General features: G+C 69.5%; 27 protein-coding genes. 18 read left to right on the top strand and 9 right to left on the bottom strand.

Annotation, left to right across the window (positions count from 1 at the left end; translation table 11 throughout):
* The first annotated feature begins 18 nt into the window (after window positions 1-18).
* A complete protein-coding gene (locus tag AC07B0_RS33900; RefSeq protein WP_356877588.1) occupies window positions 19-723 on the top strand; it encodes a hypothetical protein in 705 nt (234 codons plus the stop codon).
* Window positions 724-774: 51 nt separating this feature from the next.
* Window positions 775-1191 (top strand): hypothetical protein, encoded by a 417-nt coding sequence (locus tag AC07B0_RS33905; RefSeq protein ID WP_356877587.1) that lies wholly within the window; start codon window positions 775-777, stop codon window positions 1189-1191.
* A gap of 272 nt (window positions 1192-1463) precedes the next feature.
* Here AC07B0_RS33905 and AC07B0_RS33910 read toward each other — a convergent pair whose 3' ends face one another.
* Window positions 1464-2063 carry a YdcF family protein gene (locus AC07B0_RS33910; protein WP_478899798.1) on the bottom strand — a complete coding sequence of 200 codons (600 nt, stop codon included), beginning with the start codon at window positions 2061-2063 and terminating at the stop codon, window positions 1464-1466.
* Between the two features lie 128 nt (window positions 2064-2191).
* Between AC07B0_RS33910 and AC07B0_RS33915 the strand changes: the two genes are divergently transcribed.
* Complete coding sequence (locus AC07B0_RS33915) at window positions 2192-2779, top strand: TetR/AcrR family transcriptional regulator (protein WP_478899799.1); 588 nt, start codon at window positions 2192-2194, stop codon at window positions 2777-2779.
* Window positions 2776-3156, top strand: a complete 381-nt coding sequence (locus tag AC07B0_RS33920) for a hypothetical protein (RefSeq protein WP_356877584.1) — start codon at window positions 2776-2778, stop codon at window positions 3154-3156. Before AC07B0_RS33915 ends, AC07B0_RS33920 begins: the two co-directional genes overlap by 4 nt.
* Window positions 3157-3249: 93 nt before the next feature.
* On the opposite strand, the gene AC07B0_RS33925 is transcribed toward AC07B0_RS33920, so the two are convergent.
* Window positions 3250-4740, bottom strand: a complete 1491-nt coding sequence (locus AC07B0_RS33925; RefSeq protein WP_356877583.1) for an alpha/beta hydrolase — start codon at window positions 4738-4740, stop codon at window positions 3250-3252.
* A gap of 20 nt (window positions 4741-4760) precedes the next feature.
* Between AC07B0_RS33925 and AC07B0_RS33930 the strand changes: the two genes are divergently transcribed.
* The 4 genes from AC07B0_RS33930 to AC07B0_RS33945 all read left to right on the top strand — a co-directional run bounded on the left by AC07B0_RS33930 (window position 4761) and on the right by AC07B0_RS33945 (window position 11357).
* Entirely contained in the window at window positions 4761-6902 is a 2142-nt protein-coding gene (locus tag AC07B0_RS33930) for a hypothetical protein (RefSeq protein WP_478899801.1), read from the top strand.
* Window positions 6892-9249 (top strand): WD40 repeat domain-containing protein, encoded by a 2358-nt coding sequence (locus AC07B0_RS33935; RefSeq protein ID WP_478899803.1) that lies wholly within the window; start codon window positions 6892-6894, stop codon window positions 9247-9249. The genes AC07B0_RS33930 and AC07B0_RS33935 overlap by 11 nt, the downstream gene beginning before the upstream one ends.
* Before the next feature lie 277 nt (window positions 9250-9526).
* On the top strand, window positions 9527-10222 hold the full coding sequence (locus AC07B0_RS33940) for an RES domain-containing protein (RefSeq protein WP_469383021.1): 696 nt from the start codon (window positions 9527-9529) through the stop codon (window positions 10220-10222).
* Window positions 10223-10958: 736 nt separating this feature from the next.
* Window positions 10959-11357, top strand: coding sequence for an XRE family transcriptional regulator (locus AC07B0_RS33945; RefSeq protein ID WP_478866650.1), 399 nt, complete (start codon window positions 10959-10961; stop codon window positions 11355-11357).
* A 71-nt stretch (window positions 11358-11428) separates the two neighbouring features.
* Here the strand turns inward: AC07B0_RS33945 and AC07B0_RS33950 are convergent, their stop codons facing one another.
* Entirely contained in the window at window positions 11429-12811 is a 1383-nt protein-coding gene (locus AC07B0_RS33950; RefSeq protein WP_478899805.1) for a tetratricopeptide repeat protein, read from the bottom strand.
* A 632-nt stretch (window positions 12812-13443) separates the two neighbouring features.
* Between AC07B0_RS33950 and AC07B0_RS33955 the strand changes: the two genes are divergently transcribed.
* From AC07B0_RS33955 to AC07B0_RS33970, 4 genes are all read left to right on the top strand, one after another.
* Window positions 13444-14292: a hypothetical protein gene (locus AC07B0_RS33955; RefSeq protein WP_469383027.1), complete on the top strand. Its 849-nt coding sequence runs from the start codon at window positions 13444-13446 to the stop codon at window positions 14290-14292.
* A gap of 198 nt (window positions 14293-14490) precedes the next feature.
* The gene (locus tag AC07B0_RS33960) at window positions 14491-14817 is read left to right on the top strand and encodes a ribosomal protein L7/L12 (protein WP_469383029.1); all 327 of its coding nucleotides are present in this window, start codon (window positions 14491-14493) and stop codon (window positions 14815-14817) included.
* 53 nt (window positions 14818-14870) lie between these two features.
* Window positions 14871-15311: a hypothetical protein gene (locus tag AC07B0_RS33965; protein WP_469383031.1), complete on the top strand. Its 441-nt coding sequence runs from the start codon at window positions 14871-14873 to the stop codon at window positions 15309-15311.
* A 235-nt stretch (window positions 15312-15546) separates the two neighbouring features.
* Window positions 15547-15861, top strand: a complete 315-nt coding sequence (locus tag AC07B0_RS33970) for a hypothetical protein (protein WP_478899807.1) — start codon at window positions 15547-15549, stop codon at window positions 15859-15861.
* Here the strand turns inward: AC07B0_RS33970 and AC07B0_RS33975 are convergent.
* The gene (locus tag AC07B0_RS33975) at window positions 15856-17385 is read right to left on the bottom strand and encodes a hypothetical protein (protein ID WP_478899809.1); all 1530 of its coding nucleotides are present in this window, start codon (window positions 17383-17385) and stop codon (window positions 15856-15858) included. The two genes, AC07B0_RS33970 and AC07B0_RS33975, sit on opposite strands and share 6 nt — an antisense overlap.
* A gap of 1273 nt (window positions 17386-18658) precedes the next feature.
* Window positions 18659-18865, bottom strand: coding sequence for a hypothetical protein (locus AC07B0_RS33980; RefSeq protein WP_469383036.1), 207 nt, complete (start codon window positions 18863-18865; stop codon window positions 18659-18661).
* 314 nt (window positions 18866-19179) lie between these two features.
* Here AC07B0_RS33980 and AC07B0_RS33985 point away from each other — a divergent pair, with 314 nt between their 5' ends.
* On the top strand, window positions 19180-19608 hold the full coding sequence (locus AC07B0_RS33985) for a DUF4259 domain-containing protein (protein WP_469383038.1): 429 nt from the start codon (window positions 19180-19182) through the stop codon (window positions 19606-19608).
* Between the two features lie 38 nt (window positions 19609-19646).
* Here the strand turns inward: AC07B0_RS33985 and AC07B0_RS33990 are convergent, their stop codons facing one another.
* A complete protein-coding gene (locus tag AC07B0_RS33990; RefSeq protein ID WP_469383040.1) occupies window positions 19647-20183 on the bottom strand; it encodes a hypothetical protein in 537 nt (178 codons plus the stop codon).
* A gap of 260 nt (window positions 20184-20443) precedes the next feature.
* Between AC07B0_RS33990 and AC07B0_RS33995 the strand changes: the two genes are divergently transcribed.
* The gene (locus AC07B0_RS33995) at window positions 20444-20734 is read left to right on the top strand and encodes a hypothetical protein (RefSeq protein WP_478899811.1); all 291 of its coding nucleotides are present in this window, start codon (window positions 20444-20446) and stop codon (window positions 20732-20734) included.
* Window positions 20735-20929: 195 nt separating this feature from the next.
* Here AC07B0_RS33995 and AC07B0_RS34000 read toward each other — a convergent pair whose 3' ends face one another.
* Entirely contained in the window at window positions 20930-21628 is a 699-nt protein-coding gene (locus AC07B0_RS34000; protein WP_478899812.1) for a hypothetical protein, read from the bottom strand.
* Window positions 21629-21768: 140 nt separating this feature from the next.
* Between AC07B0_RS34000 and AC07B0_RS34005 the strand changes: the two genes are divergently transcribed.
* Together AC07B0_RS34005 and AC07B0_RS34010 are read left to right on the top strand one after the other, a co-directional pair.
* Window positions 21769-21954, top strand: coding sequence for a hypothetical protein (locus tag AC07B0_RS34005; RefSeq protein ID WP_478899813.1), 186 nt, complete (start codon window positions 21769-21771; stop codon window positions 21952-21954).
* An 18-nt stretch (window positions 21955-21972) separates the two neighbouring features.
* The gene (locus AC07B0_RS34010; protein WP_478899814.1) at window positions 21973-22554 is read left to right on the top strand and encodes an HD domain-containing protein; all 582 of its coding nucleotides are present in this window, start codon (window positions 21973-21975) and stop codon (window positions 22552-22554) included.
* 69 nt (window positions 22555-22623) lie between these two features.
* On the opposite strand, the gene AC07B0_RS34015 is transcribed toward AC07B0_RS34010, so the two are convergent.
* Window positions 22624-22884: a hypothetical protein gene (locus tag AC07B0_RS34015; protein WP_469383049.1), complete on the bottom strand. Its 261-nt coding sequence runs from the start codon at window positions 22882-22884 to the stop codon at window positions 22624-22626.
* 155 nt (window positions 22885-23039) lie between these two features.
* Here AC07B0_RS34015 and AC07B0_RS34020 point away from each other — a divergent pair, with 155 nt between their 5' ends.
* Window positions 23040-23573, top strand: coding sequence for a DUF7822 domain-containing protein (locus AC07B0_RS34020; RefSeq protein WP_469383051.1), 534 nt, complete (start codon window positions 23040-23042; stop codon window positions 23571-23573).
* A gap of 210 nt (window positions 23574-23783) precedes the next feature.
* Here the strand turns inward: AC07B0_RS34020 and AC07B0_RS34025 are convergent, their stop codons facing one another.
* On the bottom strand, window positions 23784-24125 hold the full coding sequence (locus tag AC07B0_RS34025; RefSeq protein ID WP_478899816.1) for a hypothetical protein: 342 nt from the start codon (window positions 24123-24125) through the stop codon (window positions 23784-23786).
* A gap of 428 nt (window positions 24126-24553) precedes the next feature.
* Here AC07B0_RS34025 and AC07B0_RS34030 point away from each other — a divergent pair, with 428 nt between their 5' ends.
* Window positions 24554-24781 carry a hypothetical protein gene (locus AC07B0_RS34030; RefSeq protein ID WP_478899817.1) on the top strand — a complete coding sequence of 76 codons (228 nt, stop codon included), beginning with the start codon at window positions 24554-24556 and terminating at the stop codon, window positions 24779-24781.
* The last annotated feature ends 8 nt before the right edge of the window (window positions 24782-24789 follow it).

A 24789-nucleotide genomic window follows, 5' to 3' on the forward strand; every position in this document is an offset into this window, starting at 1 on the left:
GAGTAACAAGGAGGTCCTGTGACATCTGATCCGCCCGCCCGTCGTCGACAGCGCGGGCCCCGGCCTGTCCCGGCACCCGCCGCGGCAGGGAACGACGCCGAATACGGGGACATCCTGGCCGTCCTCGGCCAGCAGCTCGGGGAGACGGTCGCACAGGCCACCGACCCCGGCGGCCGCCGTCGCCTCAAGGGCGTCCACTTCGAATACGCCGCGGACCCGAGGTCCGTCCACGACATGGCCGGCGGCGCCGGCTACAGCCTCGCCAGCAACTGGTTCACCCAGCTCCTCGCGCAGCTGGCCGTCGCCAACAGCATCACCAAGTCCCAGCTCTGCGTCTTCCTGTTCGTGGCCGGAGGGCAGGTACCCGGTACTGGCATCGCCCAGTACACCCAGCAGGAGATCACCGACGGGCTGAACAAGATCGCCGCGCAGAAGGGCGGCAAGATGATCACCCGTTCCACCGTGAACCGTGCCGTGCAGGCGCTGTGCGGATACAACTGGGTGGAGAAGGCCGGCAACGGCCGGATCCAGATCAACGTGCGCCTGTGGTTCCAGGGCAACAGCACGGCCCAGCACGAAGTACTCGCCGAAATCGCCGACAAGCACGACCACGACCCCGGCGCATTCCCCTACGCGGTGGGACCGGAAGGCGCCCACCAGGAGGAGCTGGACCTCGACTTCGGTGCCGAAGCCAGCTTTCGCGGAAGGAAACGTACCGGGTGATAGTGCTGCCATGCCCGCGCACGGGCGACCGCTCACGAGGAAGGCCATCCCATGGCTAACGTCATGTCTCCGATCGTCGCGGAGCGCATCTGGGCCCTGCCGTTGTCAGGGTCCGCCGTCAAGTTCCTCCAGTACCTCGTCTCCCGCAGCGACTTCGGGGGAGCGCTGCCGGTCCGGCAGAAGGACATGGCGGCTGAGTACGGTGTCACACCCCAGGCCGTGAGCGGACTCATGGCGCCCCTGTGTGACCTCAACATCGTCCTCAGGCCGCGCAGCGAGGAACGGAACGGCAACTCCTACCGGCTTCACCCGCTCGCGGCGAAGTACGAGAGCCCCGAGGCCATGGAAGCGGCGTTCCGGGCCGCCCTCGCACGGATCCAGGCCGGAGACCTTCCCAACCTGAAGCTGCCGACGTACCAGCAAGCCCCGCCGGCCCCGACCGGCAGGCCGAAGCTCCAGGTCGCGTGACCGCGGACCCACCGGGACGAATACAGAGGGCCCCCACCAAGGTGGGGGCCCTCTGCGCCTGAGTAACAGTTGGCGTCCAGTATATCCGTCGGCCTTCGCTCTCGCAGGCAGCCAGAACCTGGCGTGAGGCGCGGGCCCTTGACCGGCAGGGGGAAATGGCCGCCGGTGCCGGTCCACCTCGTGCAAGGTGCCTGGTCCTCAGGCGTGGTCAGCCGGCTCCTCAGGGGTGGTCAGCCGGCGGCGACATGTGACGCCGAAGCGAGAGCGGCCGTCTACCGCACGGCCTTGCGTTCTTCGACCGTGAGGCCGCGGAGCGTCCAGAGCCCGTACAGAGCCAGCAGCGGCTTACCGGCCATCCACTCACCAAGACGGTAGTCATCCGCTCGCACGAGCCTCTCGGCGAGATCAGGGCGCTGCCGCCGCAGGTACGCACGAGCCTTGAGCGCGTGAGCCGGTTGGGAGACGATCTTGATGCGGTCTGCATCCTCAAGCAGCGGGATCACGTTAGTGATGTTTTCCCAGGTCGTCGCGCTCTGGTCTTCGAGAAGCATTGTGACGTCGAACCCGAGCACCGACTTCGCGTAGTCGGCCATCAACCGGGCCTCCGCAGCACCGTTGCCGGTGGTACCGCCGCTGAAGATCACGCGATTCCCGGCGCACCCGTTGTCGGCGAGGGAACGGATCCCGGCACGAACTCGCCAGCGGTTGATGAAGTTCGCCGTCGGTTGTGGGTTCCGGTAGCCCAGCACGACCACGGCTTCGGAAGCGCCCGTGCCGGTCCCCACGAGGGCTCGAGACCAGCGCCAGTTCGACCACTCGCCCCAGGCCAGGGCCGTAGCCCCGGCCAACAGCAGTCCTGTCCTTCGTCGCATGCGGCGACATTAGGACACCGAGCCATTGAGCAGCGAAGGAGTCAGCCGCCTTTGAGGGCACGCGTGCTGCTGGGGATTCTCATCCGGGGGTTGTTTACCATACGGGTCGACCCGTAAAGTAAATGGATATGAGCTTCTCTCCGTCCTCCAGAGGACGTCCCAGGGATCCCCGCTCGCACGAGGCGATCGTCAGCGCGGTCACCGAGCTGCTGGGCGAGGTGGGGTACGCCGCGACGTCGATCGGGGCGGTGGCCGCCCGTGCCGGTGTCGGCAAGGACACGATCTACCGGCGGTGGCGGGGCAAGCCGGAGCTGGTCTTCGAGGTCGTGTTCACGACCACCGACCACGCTCCGGTCCCGGACACCGGAACGCTGGCCGGGGACCTGACCGCACTGCTGCGGGGCCTGGTGGACGAGTTCCACGCACCTGCCGCCGCAGCCGCGCTCCCGGGGCTGCTCGCCGACTTCGCCGCCGACCCGGTGCTGAAGGCCCGCATCCGCAGCGACTTCCTGGCCCCGTCGAAGGAGCGGCTGCTGATCGTCTTCGAGCGCGCCGTGGAGCGCGGGGAAATCGCGGCCGGCACGCCTGTGGACCTGGTCCTGGACACCCTGGCGGGAGCCGTGTTCTTCCACGTCGGTCTGGTCGGGGAACAGCCCGACCCTCAGCTGGCCGGCCGGCTGGCCGCTGTCATAGCCCAAGGGATCGAGATCCGATGAACGGCTGGCTTCTCGCGGCGGGCATCACCACGTTCGGCGTGGCCGCGGCGCACATCGTCGGCGGGCACCGCGACGTGGTGCGCCCGCTGCTGTCCTGCGGACTCGCCGACGAACCCAAGCGCGTCCTCCATGCCGTGTGGCACATGGTGAGCGTCGACCTGGTGCTCTCCGCAGCCGCCCTGATCTACCTCGCGCTGGCCGACGGTACGTCGGCGACCGGCCTGATGGCCTGGTTCGTGGCCGCGCACTTCGCCGCGTACGCGATCGCCTTCCTGGCCGTCACCCTGTCTGTCGGCTGGCCGAGACCACTGCTCAGGCTGCCGCAGTGGATGCTGCTCCTGCCGGTCGCTGCCCTGACCGTGGCGGGCGCCGTGTAGCGACAGCCGCGGAGCGATGCCGCAGAGGTACCGGCAGAGCTGCTCCGAGCCGCCTGCCCCCTGTGGGTCGTGTGGGCGGCTCGGAAACCGCTGCTACTCCTCGGCTTCCCGCAGCGGCTGGCCGGGTTCGTCGGCCAGGACGAGCTGGGTGATGGTGAACCCGTCGGGTGTGCGGATCGAGACCCGGTAGAGGCTGGGCGCTGTCACGGTCGCGTCGGCGCGGGCTTGGCCGTCTTCCCAGCTGAGGGTGAGTTCCTGCCGGTCTTTGGGGTCTTCGAGGCTGGTGAGGCGGCAGGTGATGCCGGCGAGGGAGTCGATGCCGCTGAGGGTGATCTTCCACGGCCGGCCGGCTTCGACGAGGTCGGGTGCGGTCAGGCCGCATCCGGCTTCGCCCAGCGGCGGGCCCATGTGGGCGTCCTCGCGGATGATCTCGGTGATGGCTTCGAGCGCCGTCCGGGCCTTGGCGACGTCGCCGTGCTGGAGGGGGAGCGCGGTGACCGCGGGGGCGATGGCGGCTGATTCCTTGTAGACGGTGCCGTCGCCGTGGACGCGGAAGAACTTGATGTTCTTGTCGTGGTCGCGGACGAAGGTGCCGTCGGTGTGGGTCCGGGCGCCGTCGAGGTGTGCTTCGACCTGCCCGTCACGGATGGTCAGGTTCTGCCAGGTGGGCTGGTTGACGCCGACGACGGAGCGGTGGTCGGGCAGGCTGATCGGCTTCTGACTACGGTGGAACACGGCGGCGTTGCGCGCGAGTTCCGGGTTGCCGCCGATGGAGGTGATGTCGCCGGGTGTCAGATGGCGCACGTCTCCGTTGCTGCGCAGGCTCTTGTACTGCGGCAGCAGGTCGTGGAGGCCGGGCATGTCCGCGCAGATGGCGCGGAGCCTGCGGTGGGGGAGGGGTACGGGCGTTCCGCGGCCGGTGTTGAGGATGACCGCGGCTTTGACCGCTCCGTGGAAGGGGGTGCCCAGGGTGATGACGCCGCGGGTGTCGCCCCGGAGGTCGCTGTCGTACCGGTCGTCCAGCGCCGCACGGGTCACGAGCCCGCCCATGGAATGGGCGACGAAGACGAGCCGGGCTTCGCGTTCGTCGACGCGGTGCCGGCGGGCGGTGTCGTGGGCGGGGTGCAGCCGCCAGGAGGACAGGTGCTCGCGTGCCGCCGCGGCCAGGAGGCGGGCGTTAGCCGCGATGGGCAGGCGCCAGTCGTAGGCGAACTCCAGGACGGCCGCGGGGTGGGCGACACTGGTCCCGACGGTTTCCACGAGGTCGGTGTAGGGCTCGGAGCCCGCGAGATAGGGCGTCCAGGCGCTGTGTTTGAGCAGGCCGGTCGCCCTGATCCGGGTGTGCTTGCCGTCGAGTTCCTCGTCGGTCATCCGAAGGCCCTCAAGGCCCTTGGGGCTGGTCCACGCCTTGCGCAGCCAGGAGATTCCCTCCAGGCCCCACAGGTGCTTGTTCGTGTGGGTGTCGAACAGTTCGCTGCCCATGATGCCGGGGACGATCACAACGGCGTCCTGGGTGACGTGATCGGGTAACTCGCCGGCCATGCCGGCGGCCGCGGTGACCCGAAGCTGCTGATTCTGGTCCATGGGTGTGAACAATAGGGAAAGTGAACGGGCAGCGAGGCGAGATCGGCTTGGCGCAGCCGATCCCTGTGCCGGAGGCTGCCGAGGGCCCCTCCGCGCCGGAGGCGGGGGCGCTCTTCCTCCTGCTGCTGGAAGACGGCACGGACGAGATGCGGGCCGCGATGGACGAGCAACTGGACGCCGTCGCCGCCTGGTGGGTGAAGGCTCCCCCGGACGGCCCGGGATTCACGAAGGTCGAACCGGAGTACCCGCCGGCCAGCCGGCACGACGTGGAGCGCTTCCTGGCCGCCTCGCGCATCCGGGAGGTAGAGCCCGGTGTTCCGCTGGTGCTGTACGTGACCGGGCACGGGATCACGTCAGCGGCGGCGACGCACTACGCGGTGCTCCGCGACACCCGCACCGAGCGGCTCCTCGCGACGGGACTGAGGACCACCGAGATCATCGCTGCCGCACTGGACTCGCTCTCCCAGGACGTTCTGGTGATCGTGAACATGTGCGAATCCTCGGACGTCGGCCCCGAACTGCTGGCGATGGAACGGGACCTGACGGACCGCACGGAGTCCGCGACGCTCCACGTACTGGCGACCGCGGGGCCCAGACGCAAGGTACTGGGCGGCGCGTTCGCGGCGATCCTCCGGGAGGCATACGAACTGCTGCGCTCCAGCGAAGAGATCACCCGCCCCTTCCTGACGATGGAAGAGTTCAGCGGAGCCCTGAGGCAGGCCACCCGGACCATCAACGAGCGGGAAGGCCGCAAGCTGGAGGGGCCCCGGGCACTCCTGCCGGGCAAGCAAGACGTCCCGACCGCGACGCTGCCGAACCCCGGATACCGGATGATCGCGGCGGCCGTGGAGCCGGGCCGGCAGGAAGTCGCGCCGACGCTGGAGCACCTGGACTACTGGCTGGAGAAGGCCAGCGGCCGCCCCACCGCCGCCGACGTCGGCTGGTACTTCTCCGGACGCAGGCCGCTGAACCGGGACCTGGCCACGTTCTTGCGGGGTCCGGCCGCCGTCATGGTCGTCACCGGTATCGCCGCCAGCGGCAAGTCGGCGATCCTCGGCCGGGCCGTGACCCTCGGCGACGAGGGCTTCCGGCGCTCCGACCGGTTCGCGGCGGCGGTCCGTCACTGCCCGCCGGAGACGGTGCCCGACGAAGGCTCGGTAACGGTGGCGGTGACCGCCCACAACCGCGATCCCCTGGACCTCCTGCGGGCCGTCGCCACGAAACTGGGAGCGAGCGCGGATCCGGCCGGAGGCACCGACGCCCTGCGCAGGTGGCAGGCCGGGCTGCGGCTGTTCCTGCGGACTCCCGGCCCGATGGTCACGGTCGTCGTCGACTCGCTGGACGAGGCGAACGACCCCGTGGGATGCGTACGCAACGTCCTGGTCCCCCTGGCCGGCCGCCACAGCGCCCACGGCACGCGCCTGGACCGTGTTCCGCCGCAGCCCACGGACACCACACCCCCAGGGCGCGGTGTCCGGCTGGTGGTCGCCGTCCGCAGCAGCAGCCCCGCCGACGACACCTCCCGCGGTGAGGACAGCGAACACGAACTGCTGTCCGAACTCAGGACGTCGTTCCCCGCAGTCACGATCCTGCGCACCGACCTCGAAGTAATGCGGGAGGACATCGCCGGGTACGTCCGCGCCCTCCTGGACGGCGAGGACACCTGGCGGGGCCAGGACCTGGACGAGGTCTCACAGGTGGTGGCAGCCGCGGTCGGCCGGTCCTTCCTCGACGCCCGGGTGGCCGCGGAGCAGCTCAGGACGGGCGGGCCCGCACTCCTGGGCGACGCGTGGTGGCTGGACCGGCTGAACACTGGCACGGTAGGGCTGCTCGCCGCGGACCTGGACAGGGTCGCGGAGGACGGACTCGGGGCCGAGGAAGCGCTGGCACTGCTGCGCGCGACCGCGTTCGGCCTGGGGCGCGGCATTCCGTGGGGGGAAGTGTGGCCGGCGATGGCGGCAGTGCTGCTCGAACGGTCCCTGGAGGGAGCCGACGAGAAGATTCGCACACTGCTGGGCGGGCGTCTGGCCGGGTATCTCACCTACGACAGTGAGGACGACCGTCGTGTCTACCGCCCGGCGCACGACAGGCTGGCAGCGGTCTTGAGGCGCTGGCCCGCGGGCGGCGCCATGGGGGGAGGGGGGACCGGAAGTGACGGCTGATCATGAAGGTCAGGCGGGGGAGCCGACGGACGAACCGGGTGTGCACGCACGGATCGCCGAGGCACTGGCGCAGCTGATCGCCAGAGACGGGGAGACGCCCCCGCCGCCGTACGTGCGCCGGTACCTGGCCAGTCACGCCCAGCTCGGAGACGCGCTCGACGACGCCCATGTCCCGGCGGAACTGCTGCCCTGGGCCACGGGAGCCGGAATCCGCGGAATGCTGGCCGCATCCGGGGCGAGGGAGCCGGGGTCGTGGCTGGAGGCCTGGGCCACGGTCGAACCGTACCTGCACCGGGCGGACGTGCCCTCACGGCTGGCCAGTCTCCAGCTCGCCTACGCCGGCCTGCGCTTCCCCCGGGTGCCGCGGGCCCGAATGCCCGCCGAAGTGGCATCGCCCCCCAGTTCGAGGCTGGCCGTCCTGTGGTCCCAGTGGACCCCGCCCGTCAACGTCCTGGCCAAGGTGGCCGTCCCCGTCCACTCCCTCGCGGCCTGGACCACCCTGGAAGGCCGCCCCCTTCTGGCGGCGGGAGACGAACACGGCGGCATCGAGATCATCGACCCCGCCGACGGAAGCGCGGTCGGCGAACGCATCACCGCACACGAAGGCCTGGTGTGCCGCCTGCTCAGCGGAACCCGGCCCGGCCAGGGACCGGTACTGGTGTCCGGCAGCGCCGACGGCGCGGTCCGCGCCTGGGACCCGGTCCACGGATCGCTCATCGACCAGATCCGCCGGCCGGCCGGCATCTGGATCGACGACCTGAGCGCCTACCGTGACGCCGAGGACGAACTGGCCGTGCTCGCCGTCAACGGATGCGCCGAAGTGGTGCGCTGGAACGAACGCATGGGAGCCGAGGACCTCCTGGCCTTGCCGGGGGAGACACCACGCGCCGGCAAGGTCGCCCTGACCACCTTCGAGGACGGGACGGGCAGACGGCTGCTCGCCATCGCCGACGGGACGTCGCTGACCTTCAGGGACCCGGAGGACTGCCGGCACACGGCCGCGGCCTTCGACGTGCCCAGCCCCGTGCGGGCCCTGACCGCCACCACCCGGGCCGGCCAGGTGGCCGCAGGACACGCGGACGGGACCGTCACCCTGTGGGGGACCGCCGGGAAGACCGCGACCCTGGACGCCGGCACCGGCCCCGTGACCGGCCTGGCAGCCCTGGCCGTCGGCTCCCGCCACCTGCTCGCCGCCTGCTCGGCCAACGACATCGCCCTGTGGAACACCGAACAGACCGGGCCGGCAGCACTGCTGAGCGGCCACAGCGCACCCGTGACCGCCCTGACCCGCGTCACCGTGAAAGGCGGCGACGCACTCGCCTCCGCATCCCTGGACAACACCCTGCGCCTGTGGGACCACAAGGCCCTGGACGCGGCCCTCGACGCCGGCTCGCCCGCACCACCACGCGTGACCAACGGGGTCCTGGCCCGCGACGACCACACGAGTGCCCCCTGGTTCGCCCTCAGCGGCCGCCACCCCGGCATCGACATATGGGACGTGGCCGGCGGGACCGTCGTGACCAGCGTCCCCACCGATGCAGCGCCCGCCGCAGTGGCCTGGGCACGACGGACACAGGGCCGGACCCTGCTGTGGGCCGGCCCGGACCACGGCATCCGCATGTGGGACGCGGGTACCCGGACCCACCTCCCGGACCCGCTCGAAGGCCACATCATGCGCGTGCGGGCCCTCGCCCCCCTGACGACCGCGGACGGCCGCCACGTGCTCCTCAGCGGCTCCGACGACCACACCGCCAAACTGTGGGACCTGGACGACAGCAGCCTGCTGTGCGACTGGCACGGCCACGACCTGCGCGTCCTCACGGTGGCCGCGGCCACGGACCACCACGGCCAGGACTGGTACGCCACCGCCGGCGCCGACGGCACCGTCCGCCTGTGGGACATCGAAAACGGCGCCCTGCGCCGGCCTCTGCGGTGCATGCAGGGCCGCATCCACACCATCGGCATCAACCCCAGCCCCGCCGCCGGCCTGCCCCCACACCTGGCCAGCGCCGGGCAGGACGGTACCGTCCGCCTGTGGGACCTCCTCGAACACCGCCCGCTGAACGAGCCGCTGACCGGTCACACCAGCGCCGTGCGCGCCCTCGCCCTGTGGACCCTCGACAGCCTCGGCAGCTTCCTCGCCAGCGCCTCCGACGACGGAACGATCAGGATCTGGAACACCGCCAACGGTCACTGCCTCCTGCTGCTCGCCACCGGCAGCCCCGTCCTGACCCTCACCGCCCACCCCTCGGCCAGTCCCACGCGGATCGTGCTCGCCTTCGCCGGCGAAGCCGGCGCTGCCACGCTCGAACTCGAACTCGGCGAACGCCAGCGCAAGACCCCCTGACGTCATGCGCCCCCTGAAATCTCTCGTGCGCCCCCAACTGATCGCACCAACGGCTCGCTTCAGTCGCACCAGCGCATAAAAATGATCGTTCGGCATGTGCCAACGACCAGCACGCAGCGAGACCCCCGCCCAGCCTGCACGCCGCGCGACCACACACCGGCTCTCTCACGAACCCGGCCTGTTCGGCGACCCATGCCGGCAACAGCGAACCGACGAGCCACGAGCGTTACCGGCGCGCACCCCCTTGCCGGGCGCGGCCGGAGCAAGGAGCAGCCAGATGACCACGGACAAGACCCCACCGGGCGTCAGCCTGATCCAGGCTCCCGAGCGTGGCATCTGGCGCCTGGGCAAGGCGAACGAACCCCTGAAGTACGAAACGATCAGCAGGGAAGACGCTTCGCACGCTGGAGGCAACCGCTGGAGCCTGGTGACCTACGGAACGCTCTACTGCGCCACGGACCACGACGGGTGCTTCGCCGAGGCCCTGGCACCCTTCCGGGTCCACCCCACCATGCTCGAAGACGTCCAGGAGGACTGGAAAGGCACCTCCTACATGCTCCCGGGCCAGCTGCCACGGGACTGGTCCACACGCCACACCCTGGTCCGCTTACAGCCCGTCAAGGAAGCGCGCTTCCTTGACGTCGACGACGAAGGCACCCTGGAAGCCCTCTCCCGGGAACTCCGCCACGAACTTGCGGCACTTGGAGTACGGCGACTGACCACCGCGCACGTCCAGGGATTCAACCGGCGCATCACGCGCCAGATCTCCGCGTGGGCCATCACCCAGCGCACCGGCCCGTCCGAGAAGGAACGCCTCATCCACGGCATCGCCTACCGGTCCCGCTTCGGCCTGCGCCAGTGCTGGGCCGTCTTCAGTGACGTCGAGCTCAAGCAGGAAGAGTCCAGCCTCGTCTTCCCCGAGGCGGAAGCCCTGCGCGAGGTCGCTGACGAGTACGGACTCAAGATGCTCTGACCACAGGCCCACCCGTGTCCACAGGCGCCCACGCGCGTTCACGCGCGCCCACATGCCCACCCGAAACCCACCTGCTTGCCCACCCGAAAGTCCACCGGGAAAACAACCTGCCCGCCTGTAGTCCGAACGGAGGATTTCTTGCCGAGTTCGCCGGCGGGAAGGCCCCGTACGCCGCTGCGAACCGGGGAGTCCGACCAGGTCAGCTGGCAATTGCCGTTCCAAACGGCACTGTTGACGGGTGATGAGCAGAGGTGCCGGTTCTGGCTAACAGGTGGAGTTAGGTAGTGATAATGGGTAATCTGAGTAGGACCGACGAGGAAGATGTAGGGGGAAGCATGATCACGAAGAGTGCCTTCTTACCGCCGGGCTGCCTGACGCCCGTCCTGGCACTGCCCGCCTGGGACTTGATTCCGATCCAAGCCGACAGGCCTGACGCCGCCCTCGCCCGCGGCCTGGAACCCCTCGGTCATCCGCGCACCGGATCCCATCCGACCGGGAAGCGACGATGCTGAGCGCCGGCCTGTAGCCGGCGCCACACACCCCGCAGAGGTCACGCTTCCCCGCGGGGCAGGAACATCAGAAGCGTTCACTTGCTCGCCGAGACCGAGCGTCCATGCGATCGTCCCTCGCAGCAGCATGCGACAGCCTGGTCCTGTGCGCATTCCATGCACCCACCGTCCGACACGTGACCGCCACCAAACTGGCGCGTAGTCAGGGCACTGAGGGAGACCACGCCATGCCCATCGAGACCACCACAGCTGCCAGCAAGAGCGACCTCAGCGCCGGACGGGCCCACGTCACCACCGTGCGCATGCACATCAGCGAGATCGCCCGCTTCCTCCAGGACAACCTCGGCCAGCGACTGACCGCAAGGATCGCCGGCATCAGCGACCCCAAGCAGGTCGGCAAATGGGCCTCGGGCAATACCACCCCGCGCCCGGAGGCCGAGGAACAACTGCGCGCGGCACTGCAGGTGTTCCAACTCATCCAGGACGCTGAAAGCGTCTACACCGCACGCGCCTGGATGATCGGAATGAACCCCCAGCTCGAAGACGAAGCCCCCGCACTGTGCATCGCCGCCGGACGCCGTCGCGACGTCATGGTCGCGGCACGCGCGTACGTGGACGGCAGCTGACGAGCGGGCGCCTCAGCCGCCGATCCCACCCCTCAGCGCGACACCGGTCGGCTGGTGGCGCTCGCGCGCAACTACTGGAGCGGCCGCCCGTCGGTGGACCCGGCCTCCGTGCTGCTCCCAGTGCCCCACCGGCGTTGAGCGTCCTCCCGCTGGGCGACACTGGGTATGGCAGCGATGGCCTCGGCGGATCGATTCTGTCTGATCAGCAGTTTGGCGAGGTCTGTGGCGGCGCTGAGTCCGGCATGGGGCCGGAGCAACTCGATCGCTTCGTCCAGTCTGCCGTCCTGTGCCAGCATCGAGGCGATCGTGCTGTCCCGCTCGTCCGCATCCAGGTCAGGCATCGCCTCGACCTCCGCGATGGCTTCGCGGCAGCGCCCGGTTTCCCCCATCAGCCACCATCGGTTGGACGGAACCCAGTGCGTCTCTTCGAGGAATTCCGGACTGCACTCGTCCAGGAGCCGCAGTGCCCGTTCGTGAAGTCCGTTGTCGACGAGCATGAGCACCGCTGGTTGCAGAAGGCCGTCCCAGAGGTTCTGGAAGGTGGGCCGCACCGCCTCCACGGCCTCGTCGATCCGATGCTGCCCGGCCAGTAGATTTATGAGGAGGTACTGGCCGTTGCGCGGGTATTCGGCCGTGGCGATGAATGCGCGCAGCATCGCCTCGGCTTCACCTGCCCGCCCCGCCCCCTCCAAGATCCTCACCAATGGAGCCAACGCCTCGCGTGCGTGGCCACCAGTGGCCGCCTGGCGGAGTTCCTCGATCCGTCCGTGCCGGGCGAGGAGCTCCGCGTAGGACGCGACCGTGTTCCGGGGACCGTACCGGCGAGAGGCCACGTCCGCGCCGAGGATCCGTATCGCCTCCTCGACCCGCCCCGACCTCTCCAGGACGGCGGCCTGCAAGTCCAAAGCCTCCCAAAAGGAGGAGCATCGTCCTTCGGCCTGGACCCGCCTGGCCTCCTCCGCGAGCGGGACGATCAGTTCAAGGACCCGTTCGTCCTTGCCCTGCCCCTCGGTCATCTCAACCAGGGAGGCCGGCACCCGCGCATCCCCCAGGTGAGGTTCGAGCACCGTGATCGCCTCGTCCACCCGGCCGGCTTTCACCAGAACCTCGGCGTAGGCCCGGCACACCTCAACTGCCTGCCACGTCGCTCCGTCCGGGCGCGCCAACGCCAGGGCATCCTCGACCCGGCCCCACCGGAGCAGGATGTCGGCACCCGCGGAAACGGCAGGCAGCCAGCCGGTCTCCGCGAACGGCTTCATCAACGCCCAAGACCGTTCGAATTCCTCCGTGGCACACAGCTCACGCACCGCCGCCTGTGCGCAGAACCAGTCCCCACGCTCGTCCGCGGCCCGCACCACCAGTTCCAGATGCCCACCGCCCACAAGGCAGTCCACCACCTGCGGGGAGACTCCACCCCAGTTGCTCGCCTGCCACTGAAGATCGTCAACGTTCACACGGCCAGCCTAGAAGCCACCTAGACCTCCCGTAGGCCGGGCCTCTCGGATGTGAGGAGGGACGCGGCCGCCGGTGCCGTCCCATACGAGGCCGAGAGCGACGGCCCATGCCGTGATCTGCTGGTAGTCGTCGTCCTGCGCTTGCCCGGTGCGCATGGCGGGGGTGTTGCGGACGGCGTAGGCAGGCAGGCGGCCCTTGCTCAGGACAGCACGCGGCAGTGTGGCCTACACAGAGCGAACCCTCGGCGTCCTACCCCGGCGGACGCGATCTCCGCGAAGCGGTCCGTACCGGTGGAGTCCCCGTACTCCACGGCGAATGCCTACCTTCCGTCCTCCCCGACCTTCACGACTCCGTCGCCGCGTGTGGGACGCCTCCCGGGCGTTCAGCCAGTTCTTCTGGGGACACACCACGTGCGAAGACCACGCTCTCCAACTGGCCCTCCACATCCGCCAGCCACTTGATCCCATCAGGCAAAGCACCCCCACCACCTGGTCGAAATCACCTCTGCCAGGTGGACCTGGCGAGCAGGGCGATCACTGACGCAGTGCGCGGGCTCACCGACTGGTCCGGGTCTGTGATCATGGGGGCAGTGGTCCTTCGCCCGTGAGGTGATCTTTTGACGTTGGTGGCATTGCGTCCGTACGCACTGTTGCCTCGGCAGTACGACGAGCGGAAGGTCCTGGCCTCCACGGTGGATGCGTGGGGCCGGACCCTCTGGCTGATCTGCCCTGATGCCCGCTTCCCTTCCCGCGAGTTCGGGAGGGCCGTCCCCGCACCGCTGAGCATGCCCTTCGACGCCCTCCTCGTCATATCTGACGGGGGCAGGTTCCGGGAGCGGATCCTGCACGGCGTGGCCGTGGACCCGACCATGCTCGATGCCCTTCCGTACGGCGGGATCGTCCTGCACGGCCACGGCTGGCCGGGCGAACGCAACGGCCAGGTCTTCGACCGTAACGGCCGCCCCGTGCGACGGTTCGCCCTGGGACACCGGCTCCTGCACCTGCAGGCGGACCGCCGGGGCAACTTCTGGACCGGCTACGCCGACGAAGGCATCTACAGTGACGACCCCGTGAGCGCACAAGCGCTGGTCCGCTGGGACAGCAGGGGCAACACCCTGGAGAACCTGCGCCCCTCGGAGCTCTACCGCATGGTGGCCGGGATCAACGCCCTCAACGTCACCGATTCGGTGGCGTGGGCCGCCTACTGGCCCGGATCGCCCCTCGCCCAGAAACGAGCCGGCGAACCATGGCGCATCCGGACGCTGCCCGTCGCCGACCCGTACGCCATCGCAATCCGCGACGAGTACCTGCTCCTCCTGGGCGGCCACGAACGAGGCGCGGATGCTTCTGGCCGGCGCGGGCTACACCTGTGCCGCCTGACCGGCGACGGAGCGGTGATCGTCGAACGCTCGCAGCTCACCTGGCCGAACCCGTACCGGTCAAGGTGGAAGGGAGCTTGTCATATGCCTACCGCCGACTGACGTGGCGGGTTTACGGTGACGGCTACCGGTCCTCCCCGGCCCGGCGCCCCTCCCGGCCTCCCCACGGGAGGGCCGCCGCGCGCCCGGGCGCGGGCACAGACGTCGGCCGTCCACAGGTAGGCGCCGCCGCTGATGGTTCATTTGCCGGACGGCTTGGGATGGGGCGGGGGAGGATGTGTGGAGGAGCCAGGGTTCCGTGTGCTGGTGACTGCGGTGGGAGACCGGAAGACGGAGGCGATCCGCGCGGTCCGGACGGTCACCGGCCTCAGCCTCTGGAACAGCAAACTCCTCCTCGAAAGCGTGCCGGTAGCGGTCACGGAACCCGGCTGGCTGGAAGCCGCGGATGATGCGGCCCGCGACCTTCAGGACGCGGGCGCAGAGGCGGCATTGCTGTGCGACTGGTGCGACCGCACCATCACGCGGGAGGCGATTCCCGTCGACCCGGGCCCGTGCAAGGGGCCCTGGCCAGCCGGAACCTGTCGGGCGAGCTCCCCGCCGGGCACCGACTGGGCGACCGTCCGGTAGGGCGTCGCCCCGATGATATTTTGACCGGAATCGTGGGAGGGGCTGGCGGATCCGTGGACAGTGACTTGCGGCGTGCGGTCGTCGTGACCCTCGGCGAGCTCGGACGAAGCGATGACTGGCGTGACCGGGCGGATGCCGGTCACAGCCTGGCAGGGTTCGCCGAGATGCCGGAGGCCGTAGAACCGTTGCTGGGGCTCGTGCTCGATTCGCGTGACACCTTCGTCACCCGGCGCACCGCGGAGGGCTTGCTTCGGCGAAACGACAGGGCCGGACTGGCGATTGTCGCGTCCGCACTGGCCGTCGCCAACGACAACCACGCCGATTGGATCCACACCGCAGTCGTCGATGTCTTCAGCTTCGTCTCGGAAGATCTGCACGAGGCGCTACGGCTCTGCGAGGAGATGTCAGGCGGCACGGACGATCGCGTCGTCCGGGGAGCCCGTCGGCTGCACGAGAGCCTGGCAGAGATCGATCCTGCTCTTCGCCCCTCATAGTGGGGGCGACCGCGGTTGTGAGAGTGCGGATTGTCGACGACCGGCCGGACACGCCCGAGCCGGTGCGGGCGTCGGCGGGCTTCTTCCCGCCCCCGGCTCAGTCCTGGCGGGTGCCCTGGAGGATCGGGGCGGCGATGGCTGCGGCCTGCTCTCGGTGCGGGGTGCCACATCGACGTGCTCGCCCGCGTTCTCCAGGGGCCGGCCCGGCTCTGAGGTGCCCCGTCATCATGGGTTGGTGACGACATGGATGCGCTGCCACTGGGACGAGGAAGACGTCTGGTTCTACTTCGAGGTCGACGCGGACAGTTGGGTGACCCGGCAGGTCGAGCTCGCAGGGCCTGAGCTGACGCCGATCGCGGCCGCCTCCCTTGCCGAGTGGCAGCAGGCCTGCGACACGGGCCGCCCCGAGGAGTACGACAACAGGTTCGGGATCACAGCGGAACTGCCCGTCTCCGAGTGGGAAGGCCACGAACCGGAACAGCTGACCTCTGACGAGTTCGAAGTCGTCTGGGACTCCGCCCGTCGGCAGATCGCAGCCCGGCCGTCATGACATCGGCGGAGTGCCCCTCCGGCGGTCCGTACGCTGATCCGTTGTGGAAGGCGCTCGCACAGGCGCACTCCGGGAGCACTTTCCGCACCGTTGACGGCCTCGCCTCATGCTGGTCAGGGTTACCGTGGTCTCCGCCCCGCACGAGCAAAGGCAGCGCCAGCGGTCGGTGGTCTTCCCCGGGTAGGTTTCCAGGGGCTCGTATCCCGCCGCGCGCGCCTCTGCGGCGGCCTTCGAGGGATCGGTACGGCCTCCGGCTCGGGGGCACTTCTTGCAGCCGGCCGTTCCCGACCGGACGAAGGCCAGGTGTGTGGTGACCTCGTTCCCGCAGGAACAGCGGCAGCGCCACGGGTTCGTGGTGCGGCCGGGATAGTTCTCCAGTGGCTCGAACCCGGCCGCGCGCATCTCGGCGGACGCACGCTCGTCGTTCGCCGAGTTGAAGGCACAGAACCTGCATCCGCTCGAACCGCTGTTGACGTTGGCGTACGTGGGAGTCGTCTCGCGACCGCACGAGGTGCAGCGGCACAGCCACGGCGTTCCGCTCCCGGGGTAGGGCCCCAGCGGCTCGAGTCCGGCCGCGCGCATCACCTGGCCGGCCTTGGGCGCGTTCGCCGCGACCCGTTTCGCCTGCGTGGCCCTTGTCCGGCAGACCCGGCAGCGCTGTCCCGCGTTGCGGACGGCGTTGAAGGTCGGGCGGCCTTCGTGCCCGCAGGTCGTGCACCGCGAGGGCCAGGTCGCGTTCGTACGGCCGGGGTAGGGCTCCAGCGGCTCGTATCCGCAGGCCCGCATCTCGGCGGCCGCGGCGTCCGCGTCGAACAGGAACGCGGCACGGGGCCGGCCGCCGACTCGGGGCGCGTAGGGCTCCTGGGTGTTCCGGGTTTCCTCCTCCACCATCGCCCAGAGCTCGGCCGCCGTGACACGGTCGGCGGAGCAGGTCTCGCTCCAGCCGTTCGGCATGACGTCCTTGGTGAGGAAGGGGCTGAGCCCGGCCCCGCGCAGGCGGTCCAGCACGGCCTGCTCGACGTCGTAGGCGGCCGCGCCGGTGGTGAAATCGCGGGCCTGATGGAGTTGCCATCCCCGGCGTTGGTGTTGGACGAGGCGGGAGGTGTGGCCGGTGCAGGCGCCGATACCGATCTTGACCGCGTTCCAGTGCCGGTGGGTGATCACGTAGACCTTCGACGGTCCGGCGAGGTCGATGCCGTGTGTGGCGCACATCCGGCATCCCCTGCCGGTGCGGACCCCGGTCAGGCGCAGGTGCACCTCGTGTCCGTTCGGGCAGCGGCAGAGCCAGCGCTTGTCACTTCCGGGGTAGGGCTCCAGCGGCTCGAATCCGTGCGTACGCATCTCGGCCGCGCATGCCCGGGGGTCCAGCGGTGCGCTGCCCGCGCAGTGTCCGCAGCCGTACCCACGCCCCTTGACGCCGGAGTACATGGGCCTGGACTCCTTCCCGCACGTGGTGCAGCGGCAGCGCCAGCCCACGGAGGCGCCGGGGTAGGGGACCAGCGGCTCGAATCCCTTCGCGCGCATGAGCGCGCAGGCTTCCTCGGAGTCGACGCGGCGGGCGACGCCCCGCCGCTTGTATCCCTCGGACCGGCAGACGGGACACGGGTCGTATCCGCGGCGAACACTTGACGCCCGCACCCGGACCTCTGCACCGCATGCGGTGTGTCGGCAGTTCCACGGCGCTGCGGCCGCCCGGTAGGGCTCCAACGGTTCGTATCCGGCCCCTCGCATCAGGGCCTCGGCCTCGGCCGCGTTGCCCTTGCGCTGCCGCTCCCCGCGGGCCTTGCGGTTGCAGGCGGCGCAGCCCGACGCCGTCCCCGCTTTGATCAGGGTGCGAATGGAGGACAGGCGCCGCGTACCGACATGCCCGCACCCGGTGCAGCGGCAGGGCCAGGGCAACCCGCTGCTGCGGTACGGCGTCAGGGGTTCGAGACCGACCGACCGCATGTCCGCCTCGGCCCGCTCGGCTCCGCCGGCACGCTGCTGGAGGACGGCCCGGCGGCTTTCCTTCGCGCACTCCCTGCAGCCGACCCTGCCGGTACCGATGTACTCAGGTCTGGGGGTGACGACGTTTCCGCACGCCAGGTGCCGGCACCGCCACGGCGCCCCGCTGCCGGGGTACGGCTCCAGCGGTTCGAACCCGGCCGCCCGCATGACGGCGGTGTGCTTGGCCTCGGCGGCCTCACGACGACGGCGTCCTCCCTCGGCCCGGCCGCATGTGGGACAGCCGGAGGTCCTTCCCGCGAGGAACCGGTGGGGGATCACCTCGACCTCATGCCCGTTGGGGCACCGGCAGCGCCAGGGGGTACGGCCGGTTCCCGGGTAGGGCTCCAGTGGCTCGAATCCCCGAGAGCGGATGTCCCCTTCCGGATCGTCGAGAGGCATGGATCGGGGCCCTCCCCGTCGGGCTGAATGCTGCTCCGGATGGGTCGTCAGGGAACCTACAGGGATGGGCCGTGCGGCCACGGGGCCCTCTCCTTCGTCGCGAGGCCAGGGGTGGGCACGATCCCACAGGCCACTGACACGGGACGTGAGCGAGAACCCGGACGCGGGCAGCGACGGGCCTGGCCCGGCCTGGCCCGGCCTGGCCCGGCCTGGCCCGGCCGGTACTCAGCCACCTGCCGGCCCCTGGACCTTGCCCCGGCCACGGTTCACGCTGCCGCTGCGGTGAACACCCGGGGCGGGAGACTCCGGCCCGGCTTCCGTGGAGCCGATGGGCCAGGCGCAGTTGTACGCCGCCCGCTCTTACAGGCGAAAGGCGCACGGACTGGGGGAGTGACTTGTCCAGGGGGCCTGTTCAGATGGTGTTGTAGTCCTTGGGTTCGGTGCCCGGGATCGGCGTGTTGGAGATCACGATGTATGCCTCCGCGTGGGGGCTCTGCGTCTTGATGAGCTGGAACTGGTCGAGTTCATGGATACAGAACCGGCGAAGGAGGGCCTTGAGCTGTTCCACCTCTTGGTCTGTCAGGCTTTCGCCCGTGCCAGTGGTCTGATCGTCGTCCATGAGGGCAGGGTATGCGGCCCGTCCCAGGCACCTGGAGCTATCCCTTATCCGCTGCCGGCCGACCCGCGGAGCGGGCTTTCGTCCTCGGGGCGGTTCCGATGAACCGGGCGGGAGGCCGGAGCGGCGTACCGGAGCGGCGTACCGGAGCGGGGTACCGGCAAGATCATCGCAGTAGACCGCTCCTGGTTCTTCACCCTGTACTTCGACGCCACCGGGACCAGTGACATGAGGCTGAAACCCCGCGCTGGACTGCACGGCTTCTGTCAGTGGCGTCCGTCAGGATGCCCCGGTCAGCATCGTGATCAGGAGAGACCATGGGCACTTGGGACGTCGGCCCCTTCGACAACGACACCGCGGCGGACTTTGGCGGTGACCTCGATGAAGTGCCTGCCGGCGAACGTGAGGGCATCGTCCGTAGAGCTCTCACTCGTGTGATCGACACCGCGGCTTACCTCGAAGCACCCGAATCCGAGGTAGCCGTAGCAGCAGCCGCACTCGTTGCCGCGCAGTGCCCCGGGGGTGAGCCGGCCGATCCCGTCTACGGGCCGGAAGAGCCCCTCCCGGATCTCACCGGCCTACGCGATCTCGCCCTTCAGGCCCTCGACCGCATCATGACCGAACCATCCGAACTGATGGACCTCTGGGCCGAGTCGGACGGCGCCGGCCCCTGGCGCGCGGAAATCGGCCTCCTGCGGAACGTGCTCCTGCCACGGCCCCCGGGAGAACAGCTCAGTCTGGCCTGACCCACCGCAACCGCTACTCGAGTCCTACCCGGATGCCGTCAGACGTCTACGAGGCCGTCGCTCGTCGGGACCTGGGTGCCGCGCGTCCGGCGGCGCTTGACGAGTAGAACAGCGGTACGTGTGAGGACCATGGCCAGGGCCATGAACACGAAGGCGTTCGAGTAGACGTCCTGTCCGCTCAGCTTGTTCTCGATGCTGAACAGGATGACGTCCTGCGCGAACCAGTGCTCGGAACCGTAGGCGAACAGCACGCGGGAGGCGGACATCAAGGTCCAGACGATCGCATAGGCGATGCCGCCCTTGGTGTAGACGTCACCGTTGGGGGCTCGGTGGGCGGGCAGCAGAGTCGCGGCGATCAGGCCACAGATGACTCCCGCACCGATACCGGCCAGTTGGAGCCAGGGGTCGTTTCCTCCCAGGGGGAGCGTGCGGACGAACAGCGCGATCACGACCGCGATCGCGATGATCGAGCGCAGCAACCGCATGTTGGTGATCTGGCGGGTACCCAGGTCGGTGGACAGGATGATGACCAGGATCACCCCGCTGGCTATCAAGGCGGTCAGGAACGGGCTCATGGGGCAACCCCTCTTGTCGATGGGTACGGGGTGCTTCGCGGCTCTCCCGGATCTTCTGTTCCCACGCTAGGCAGTGGGAGGGGTGGACCTGGACAACCGACCGATGGACCGGCTGTCCACCGACAGGTGGACAGCCGGTCCATCGGCGGGGGAGGCATGGGGGAATCGCAGGGTGGCCCGAGCTTGCCTGCTCGGGTATGGGCTCGTGTGCTCGCGCCCTTGCGTGCCTGGCTTAGCGGGGGATGGTGCAGTCTGGGGAGATGAGACCCTGGAGCACCTCCACCGAGCGCGACCTGCGGCATCTGCTCAACGAGTGGGATCCGATCGGTGTCGCCGACGCCGTGCAGGACGAGTACGACTGCATGCTCGCCCCGCTGCTCGGGCGGCTTCACAGCGGCGCAGGCCCGACGGGAAGCGCCGAGTTCTTGCGGCATGAGCTGGCGGACCACTTCGGTCTCGACCCCTCGGGCCCGCGGCCGGACGCGATGGCCGCACGGATCGTCGCCTGGTGGACGCCCCCTGGCGGGGAAGACGGAACCGTCGGCGGATAGCCGCGACCGCATGGGTTTTCCGAACCCGCGCTCTGACCTCAGACTCCTGCGGCCGGCTGCGGGCAACGGCGGCAAGGCGGCCCGGTCGAAGGCAGCCTGGACTCGGCCCGGCCGATCTTGCCTTGGGCGGGCTGGAGCGCGACATCGTCCGCCTGAACGCCGCGTACGGGCGAGGCCACTGGACCGCTTTCCGCCTCAGCGTTGGCTGACGGTGTCGCCGGAGTCCTCGGCCGTGAGTGCGAGGACGAACCGCCGCACGAGTTCCCGAACGGGTTCCTGACCGGTCACGAGCAAGTCGCGGACCGCATCCTCCCCCGGTGTCCACGGAACACCGCGGCGGCCCAGACGCACCGTCACCCGTGCGGGCTCCGTACGTACCGGCGTGATCGCGAGGACTACGAGGTCCCCGTGTTCGGGGCCTGTCCGGTCCGCAAGTTCCCCGGCCAGCAGCCGGGCGGCTGTGTCCACAGGCTTCTCCCAGCTGACGTCCCTGCCTGCCCTGAACAGTTCGGCGTCGTACTGGGCCGCGTCGAAGTGCAGGTCGGTGGGGAGCGGAACCCGGTTGTCGTGTGTGTTCTCCCACGACGTCCAGAGCACCCGGTCGCCCTGGCGCCGGATGGTGACGAAGATGCCTCCGCAGCAGTCGGTGACACAGTCGTTGTGGGACAGCTCGACCCGGCGCGGTTCGTCCGAGGCCGCGAACGGCCAGCCCTCGGCGGGGCCAAGTACATGCCGGCTTGAACAGCTCGACATGCCGTCCGGGTGGATTTCCGCCAGCAGGTCCCGGCCGTCGACCAATGGACGCACCTCCGCCCACCCCTCCTCGATCACCTGAGGGTGCTGCGGTATGACGAACCGCAGTCCGAAACTGCTGACGGGTACGAGGTGGTCCATGAAGGCAATGATCGCCTACCAGTACCTCGACGACGGAGCGCGCGAGCAGCAGCTCCGCGACCGCCAGGACCTGGCCGTCCTCGCCGCAAACCACGGCGCTGCGCGGCCTGACGTACGGCCTCCACCACGCCCCGGGGTACGTGGACCTGTACGCCCACACGATGTGGGCCCTGCTGACGGCCCACCCGTGGCTGCCGCAGGCATCGGGCCTCCTGGTGCGGGATCTGGCGGAGCGTACCGAGCACCTGCTGGACGGGGCCGGCATCTCCGAAAGATCCCGCCGCGAACTCTCCACCGTGAACTACGTTTTACGTGATCGCACCTGACAGACCGGAGGTCACCACATGGCAGACGAGATGGCGAACGCCCAGGGCACGGCCGGATTCCTCTTCGAGATGGGCGTGCTCAAGAACGCCAAGCGGACCGGCTGGTGGTTCACCGGGAACAACAACCCCGAGAGCATCGCCGAGCACTCGTTCCGCGTCGGGATCGTCGGCGCCGTACTGGCCATGATGGAGGGCGTGGACCCCGCCAAGGTCGCCTTGATGTGCCTCTTCCACGACACCCAAGAGACCCGGATCGGGGACATCCCGCACATCGGCCGCCGGTACATCGACGCCGCGTCGAACGAGACCGTCACCGCCGACCAGGTCTCCGCCGCGCACCCGGCAGTCAGGGCCGGGGTGCAGCGGGTGGTGGGCGAGTACGAGAGCGGCGACACCCCCGAGGCGATCGTGGCGAAGGACGCGGACAAGCTGGAGTGCCTGGTGCAGGCGGTGGAGTACCGCGCGCAGGGCTACAGCCTCGTGCAGGACTGGATCGACACGTCGTTGAACAGCCTCAAGACGGCGTCGGCGCAGGCCCTCGCGGAGGCCGCGCTGACGATGTCGCCGCTCGAGTGGCGGAAGACCTTCCGGGGGCAGTAGCCCACGAACATCGAAGCCCCCGCTGGCCGGCTCGGTGCCGGGGCGGGGGCTTCGTCGTACAGAGGGTGATCAGGCGCTGTTCTTCAGCTCGGGTGTCTTCGGCGTGATGCCGTCCGATCCCGCGATCTGCTGTTGACGGGCCGCCCAGAAGCGCCGGAGGTACTGACCAGTCCACGCCCAACCCTTGCGGTTCAGGCAGCGGCGGACGTGATCGGCGCCGTGGCCGGGGTGCTCCATCAGCAGGTCCCGGAACGCGGGGTAGTCCAGCCGGGCGCGGTACGCGGGGGCAGAGCGTTGGGCCGGAATCTTCACGGCGGTGCCGGCGGTCATCAGGCCACCGCCACGAAATCCGGTAGCCCGTCCGGGTCAGGGTAGAAACTCAGTCCTACCGCACCGCTTGTGAGCTGAACCCCGCGGCAGGAGTGTCCGACGGTGCGACCGGCGGGCATCCGGCGTTGTCGGTCCCTGGTGTTAGCGTCGCCACCATGGCAAACCGTTCATACCTCTACTCCGCGGACTCGATGCCGAACGAGGCGCAGATTCCCCAGCGGATCCGGTGCATATCCGAGCACAACTGGGACATCCCGCTTGCCCACAAGCTCATGGTGGGGCGCGGAACGACGGTCGTTCCGTCGATGATCTGGAACCCTCCGATCGGCATCGCCGCGGACTACGCCGACGGGGCGGCGCTGCTCCGCGACCTCCTGCGCGCGGTCGGCAAGGGCCTGGAGGACGACGCCGAATTCGCCGAATGCGTGGCCAGGACCACGGCCCACCTCGAGAAGCAGCAGGCCAAGTACTTCGTCCTCGAGACCGGTGAGATCGTCTCCATGTCCGGTGACGATCCGGCAGCGAGCGTGCGGCGTCTGGCGTCCGACGACATCCCCGACGCTGTCGCCAACGCCGAGGCGGCGATCGCCGGCCAGAACGACGAATGGCTGGCATCGGTCCGAGCTGACTGGCAGAAGCACTTCGCGTCCTTCTACAGCGAGGCGCTCTACTTCTCCTTCCCCGGCTGACAAGTCCGCGCTTCGCCTCCGCGCGGGGATCCCACGACGTCCTGGACGCGATCTTGGTCCGCCCGGACGCGGACCGGACCGGAGCGGGCCTCGGCTCCGGTACACCACGGTGTACCGGAGCTGCGTCATGTCCGGACCGTGACCTCGTAGCGGCCAACTCGGACCGGGAAGAGCTTCGGATCGGCCACGCGCATCGGGTCCAAGGCGGCTCTAGCCGCCGCCTTGGAAGGCCCACAGCAGGAGCGCCAGCGCGCACAGCACGAAAGTGGCCAGGTGCGCGTAGATCAGGGCGATCAAGGCGCCGGCCCCGCCCATGACCAAGCCGCGGGTCCGCGTGTCCCGGTGGGCCGAGGGCCGCCAGGAGGCCGTCACCAGGGCCAGGGGAATGACGTACGGCAGGGCCAGCCACGCAACGCCGTGGATGATCGGGCAGGAGCGGTAGCCCCACGCACCGCCCAGTACAGCCGCCACGGTGAACAGGGCCGGAGCCAGCCACCACGGCGAGTGCCGGGTCCGTTCGGGCGGAGGTACCAGGGCAGAAGTCGTTCTCATGCCCCCATTGCACCGCCCGCCCCGTGGCCCCGGCATGGGCGTATGTACTCAGTTCGCCTGGTCCGCGTACCCAACTGCCGCGCGCGGGGACGCACGTCGCGGCGCCTTCGGCCGGCGGCAGCGTGACCAGTCGCCGTCGATGGCCCATCGCCCGCACGGTAACGAGCCACCGCACGCGGCCCCTTCGCATCTCCGCCGAGGAGTGGACACCGTCCACGAGCTGCGTTGAACGTGTTCAGAAAATCTGGCAACATGGCGTGCGGAAAGGCCTGACAGGCCAGGGGGGACGTGGATCCGTCTGCCTTCGGCACCAGCCGGCCGTGAGAACCGGAGGTCGGTACGACATGATCATGCTCTTGCTCGTCTTGTTCCTGGGCCTGGTGGTGACCGTTGCGCCGGGCCTGATTATCGGGTATGCCCTCGTCGCGGTGAGCGCTGAACTTTCGCTCACCGCGAGGGTCTTGTTGCTGGTGGCCCTGGCGATGGGTACGGCGGGGCTGTGGCTGGGGCTGGGGGAACCCGCCAGTGTCCTGCTGCCGCTGGCCATGCTGGTGTCGTTCCTCACGACCCTCGCCTCGGGAGCCACGTTCCTCGGGCTCGAAGCCCGCAGGCGGCGCGCACCCCGCCACCCCGCCCCGGTCTGGCAGAGCCGGTAGCCGCCCGC

This window comes from Streptomyces sp. NPDC044704 (assembly GCF_056433525.1).

Bases quoted from the DNA above. Each gene is read 5' to 3' on its own strand.
- AC07B0_RS33905 (WP_356877587.1), top strand. From the start codon at position 775: ATGGCTAACGTCATGTCTCCGATCGTCGCGGAGCGCATCTGGGCCCTG.
- AC07B0_RS33910 (WP_478899798.1), bottom strand. From the start codon at position 2,063: ATGCGACGAAGGACAGGACTGCTGTTGGCCGGGGCTACGGCCCTGGCC.
- AC07B0_RS33915 (WP_478899799.1), top strand. From the start codon at position 2,192: ATGAGCTTCTCTCCGTCCTCCAGAGGACGTCCCAGGGATCCCCGCTCG.
- AC07B0_RS33920 (WP_356877584.1), top strand. From the start codon at position 2,776: ATGAACGGCTGGCTTCTCGCGGCGGGCATCACCACGTTCGGCGTGGCC.
- AC07B0_RS33925 (WP_356877583.1), bottom strand. From the start codon at position 4,740: ATGGACCAGAATCAGCAGCTTCGGGTCACCGCGGCCGCCGGCATGGCC.
- AC07B0_RS33940 (WP_469383021.1), top strand. From the start codon at position 9,527: ATGACCACGGACAAGACCCCACCGGGCGTCAGCCTGATCCAGGCTCCC.
- AC07B0_RS33945 (WP_478866650.1), top strand. From the start codon at position 10,959: ATGCCCATCGAGACCACCACAGCTGCCAGCAAGAGCGACCTCAGCGCC.
- AC07B0_RS33975 (WP_478899809.1), bottom strand. From the start codon at position 17,385: ATGCGCGCGAAGGGATTCGAGCCGCTGGTCCCCTACCCCGGCGCCTCC.
- AC07B0_RS33980 (WP_469383036.1), bottom strand. From the start codon at position 18,865: ATGGACGACGATCAGACCACTGGCACGGGCGAAAGCCTGACAGACCAA.
- AC07B0_RS33985 (WP_469383038.1), top strand. From the start codon at position 19,180: ATGGGCACTTGGGACGTCGGCCCCTTCGACAACGACACCGCGGCGGAC.
- AC07B0_RS33990 (WP_469383040.1), bottom strand. From the start codon at position 20,183: ATGAGCCCGTTCCTGACCGCCTTGATAGCCAGCGGGGTGATCCTGGTC.
- AC07B0_RS33995 (WP_478899811.1), top strand. From the start codon at position 20,444: ATGAGACCCTGGAGCACCTCCACCGAGCGCGACCTGCGGCATCTGCTC.
- AC07B0_RS34000 (WP_478899812.1), bottom strand. From the start codon at position 21,628: ATGGACCACCTCGTACCCGTCAGCAGTTTCGGACTGCGGTTCGTCATA.
- AC07B0_RS34010 (WP_478899814.1), top strand. From the start codon at position 21,973: ATGGCAGACGAGATGGCGAACGCCCAGGGCACGGCCGGATTCCTCTTC.
- AC07B0_RS34015 (WP_469383049.1), bottom strand. From the start codon at position 22,884: ATGACCGCCGGCACCGCCGTGAAGATTCCGGCCCAACGCTCTGCCCCC.
- AC07B0_RS34020 (WP_469383051.1), top strand. From the start codon at position 23,040: ATGGCAAACCGTTCATACCTCTACTCCGCGGACTCGATGCCGAACGAG.
- AC07B0_RS34025 (WP_478899816.1), bottom strand. From the start codon at position 24,125: ATGAGAACGACTTCTGCCCTGGTACCTCCGCCCGAACGGACCCGGCAC.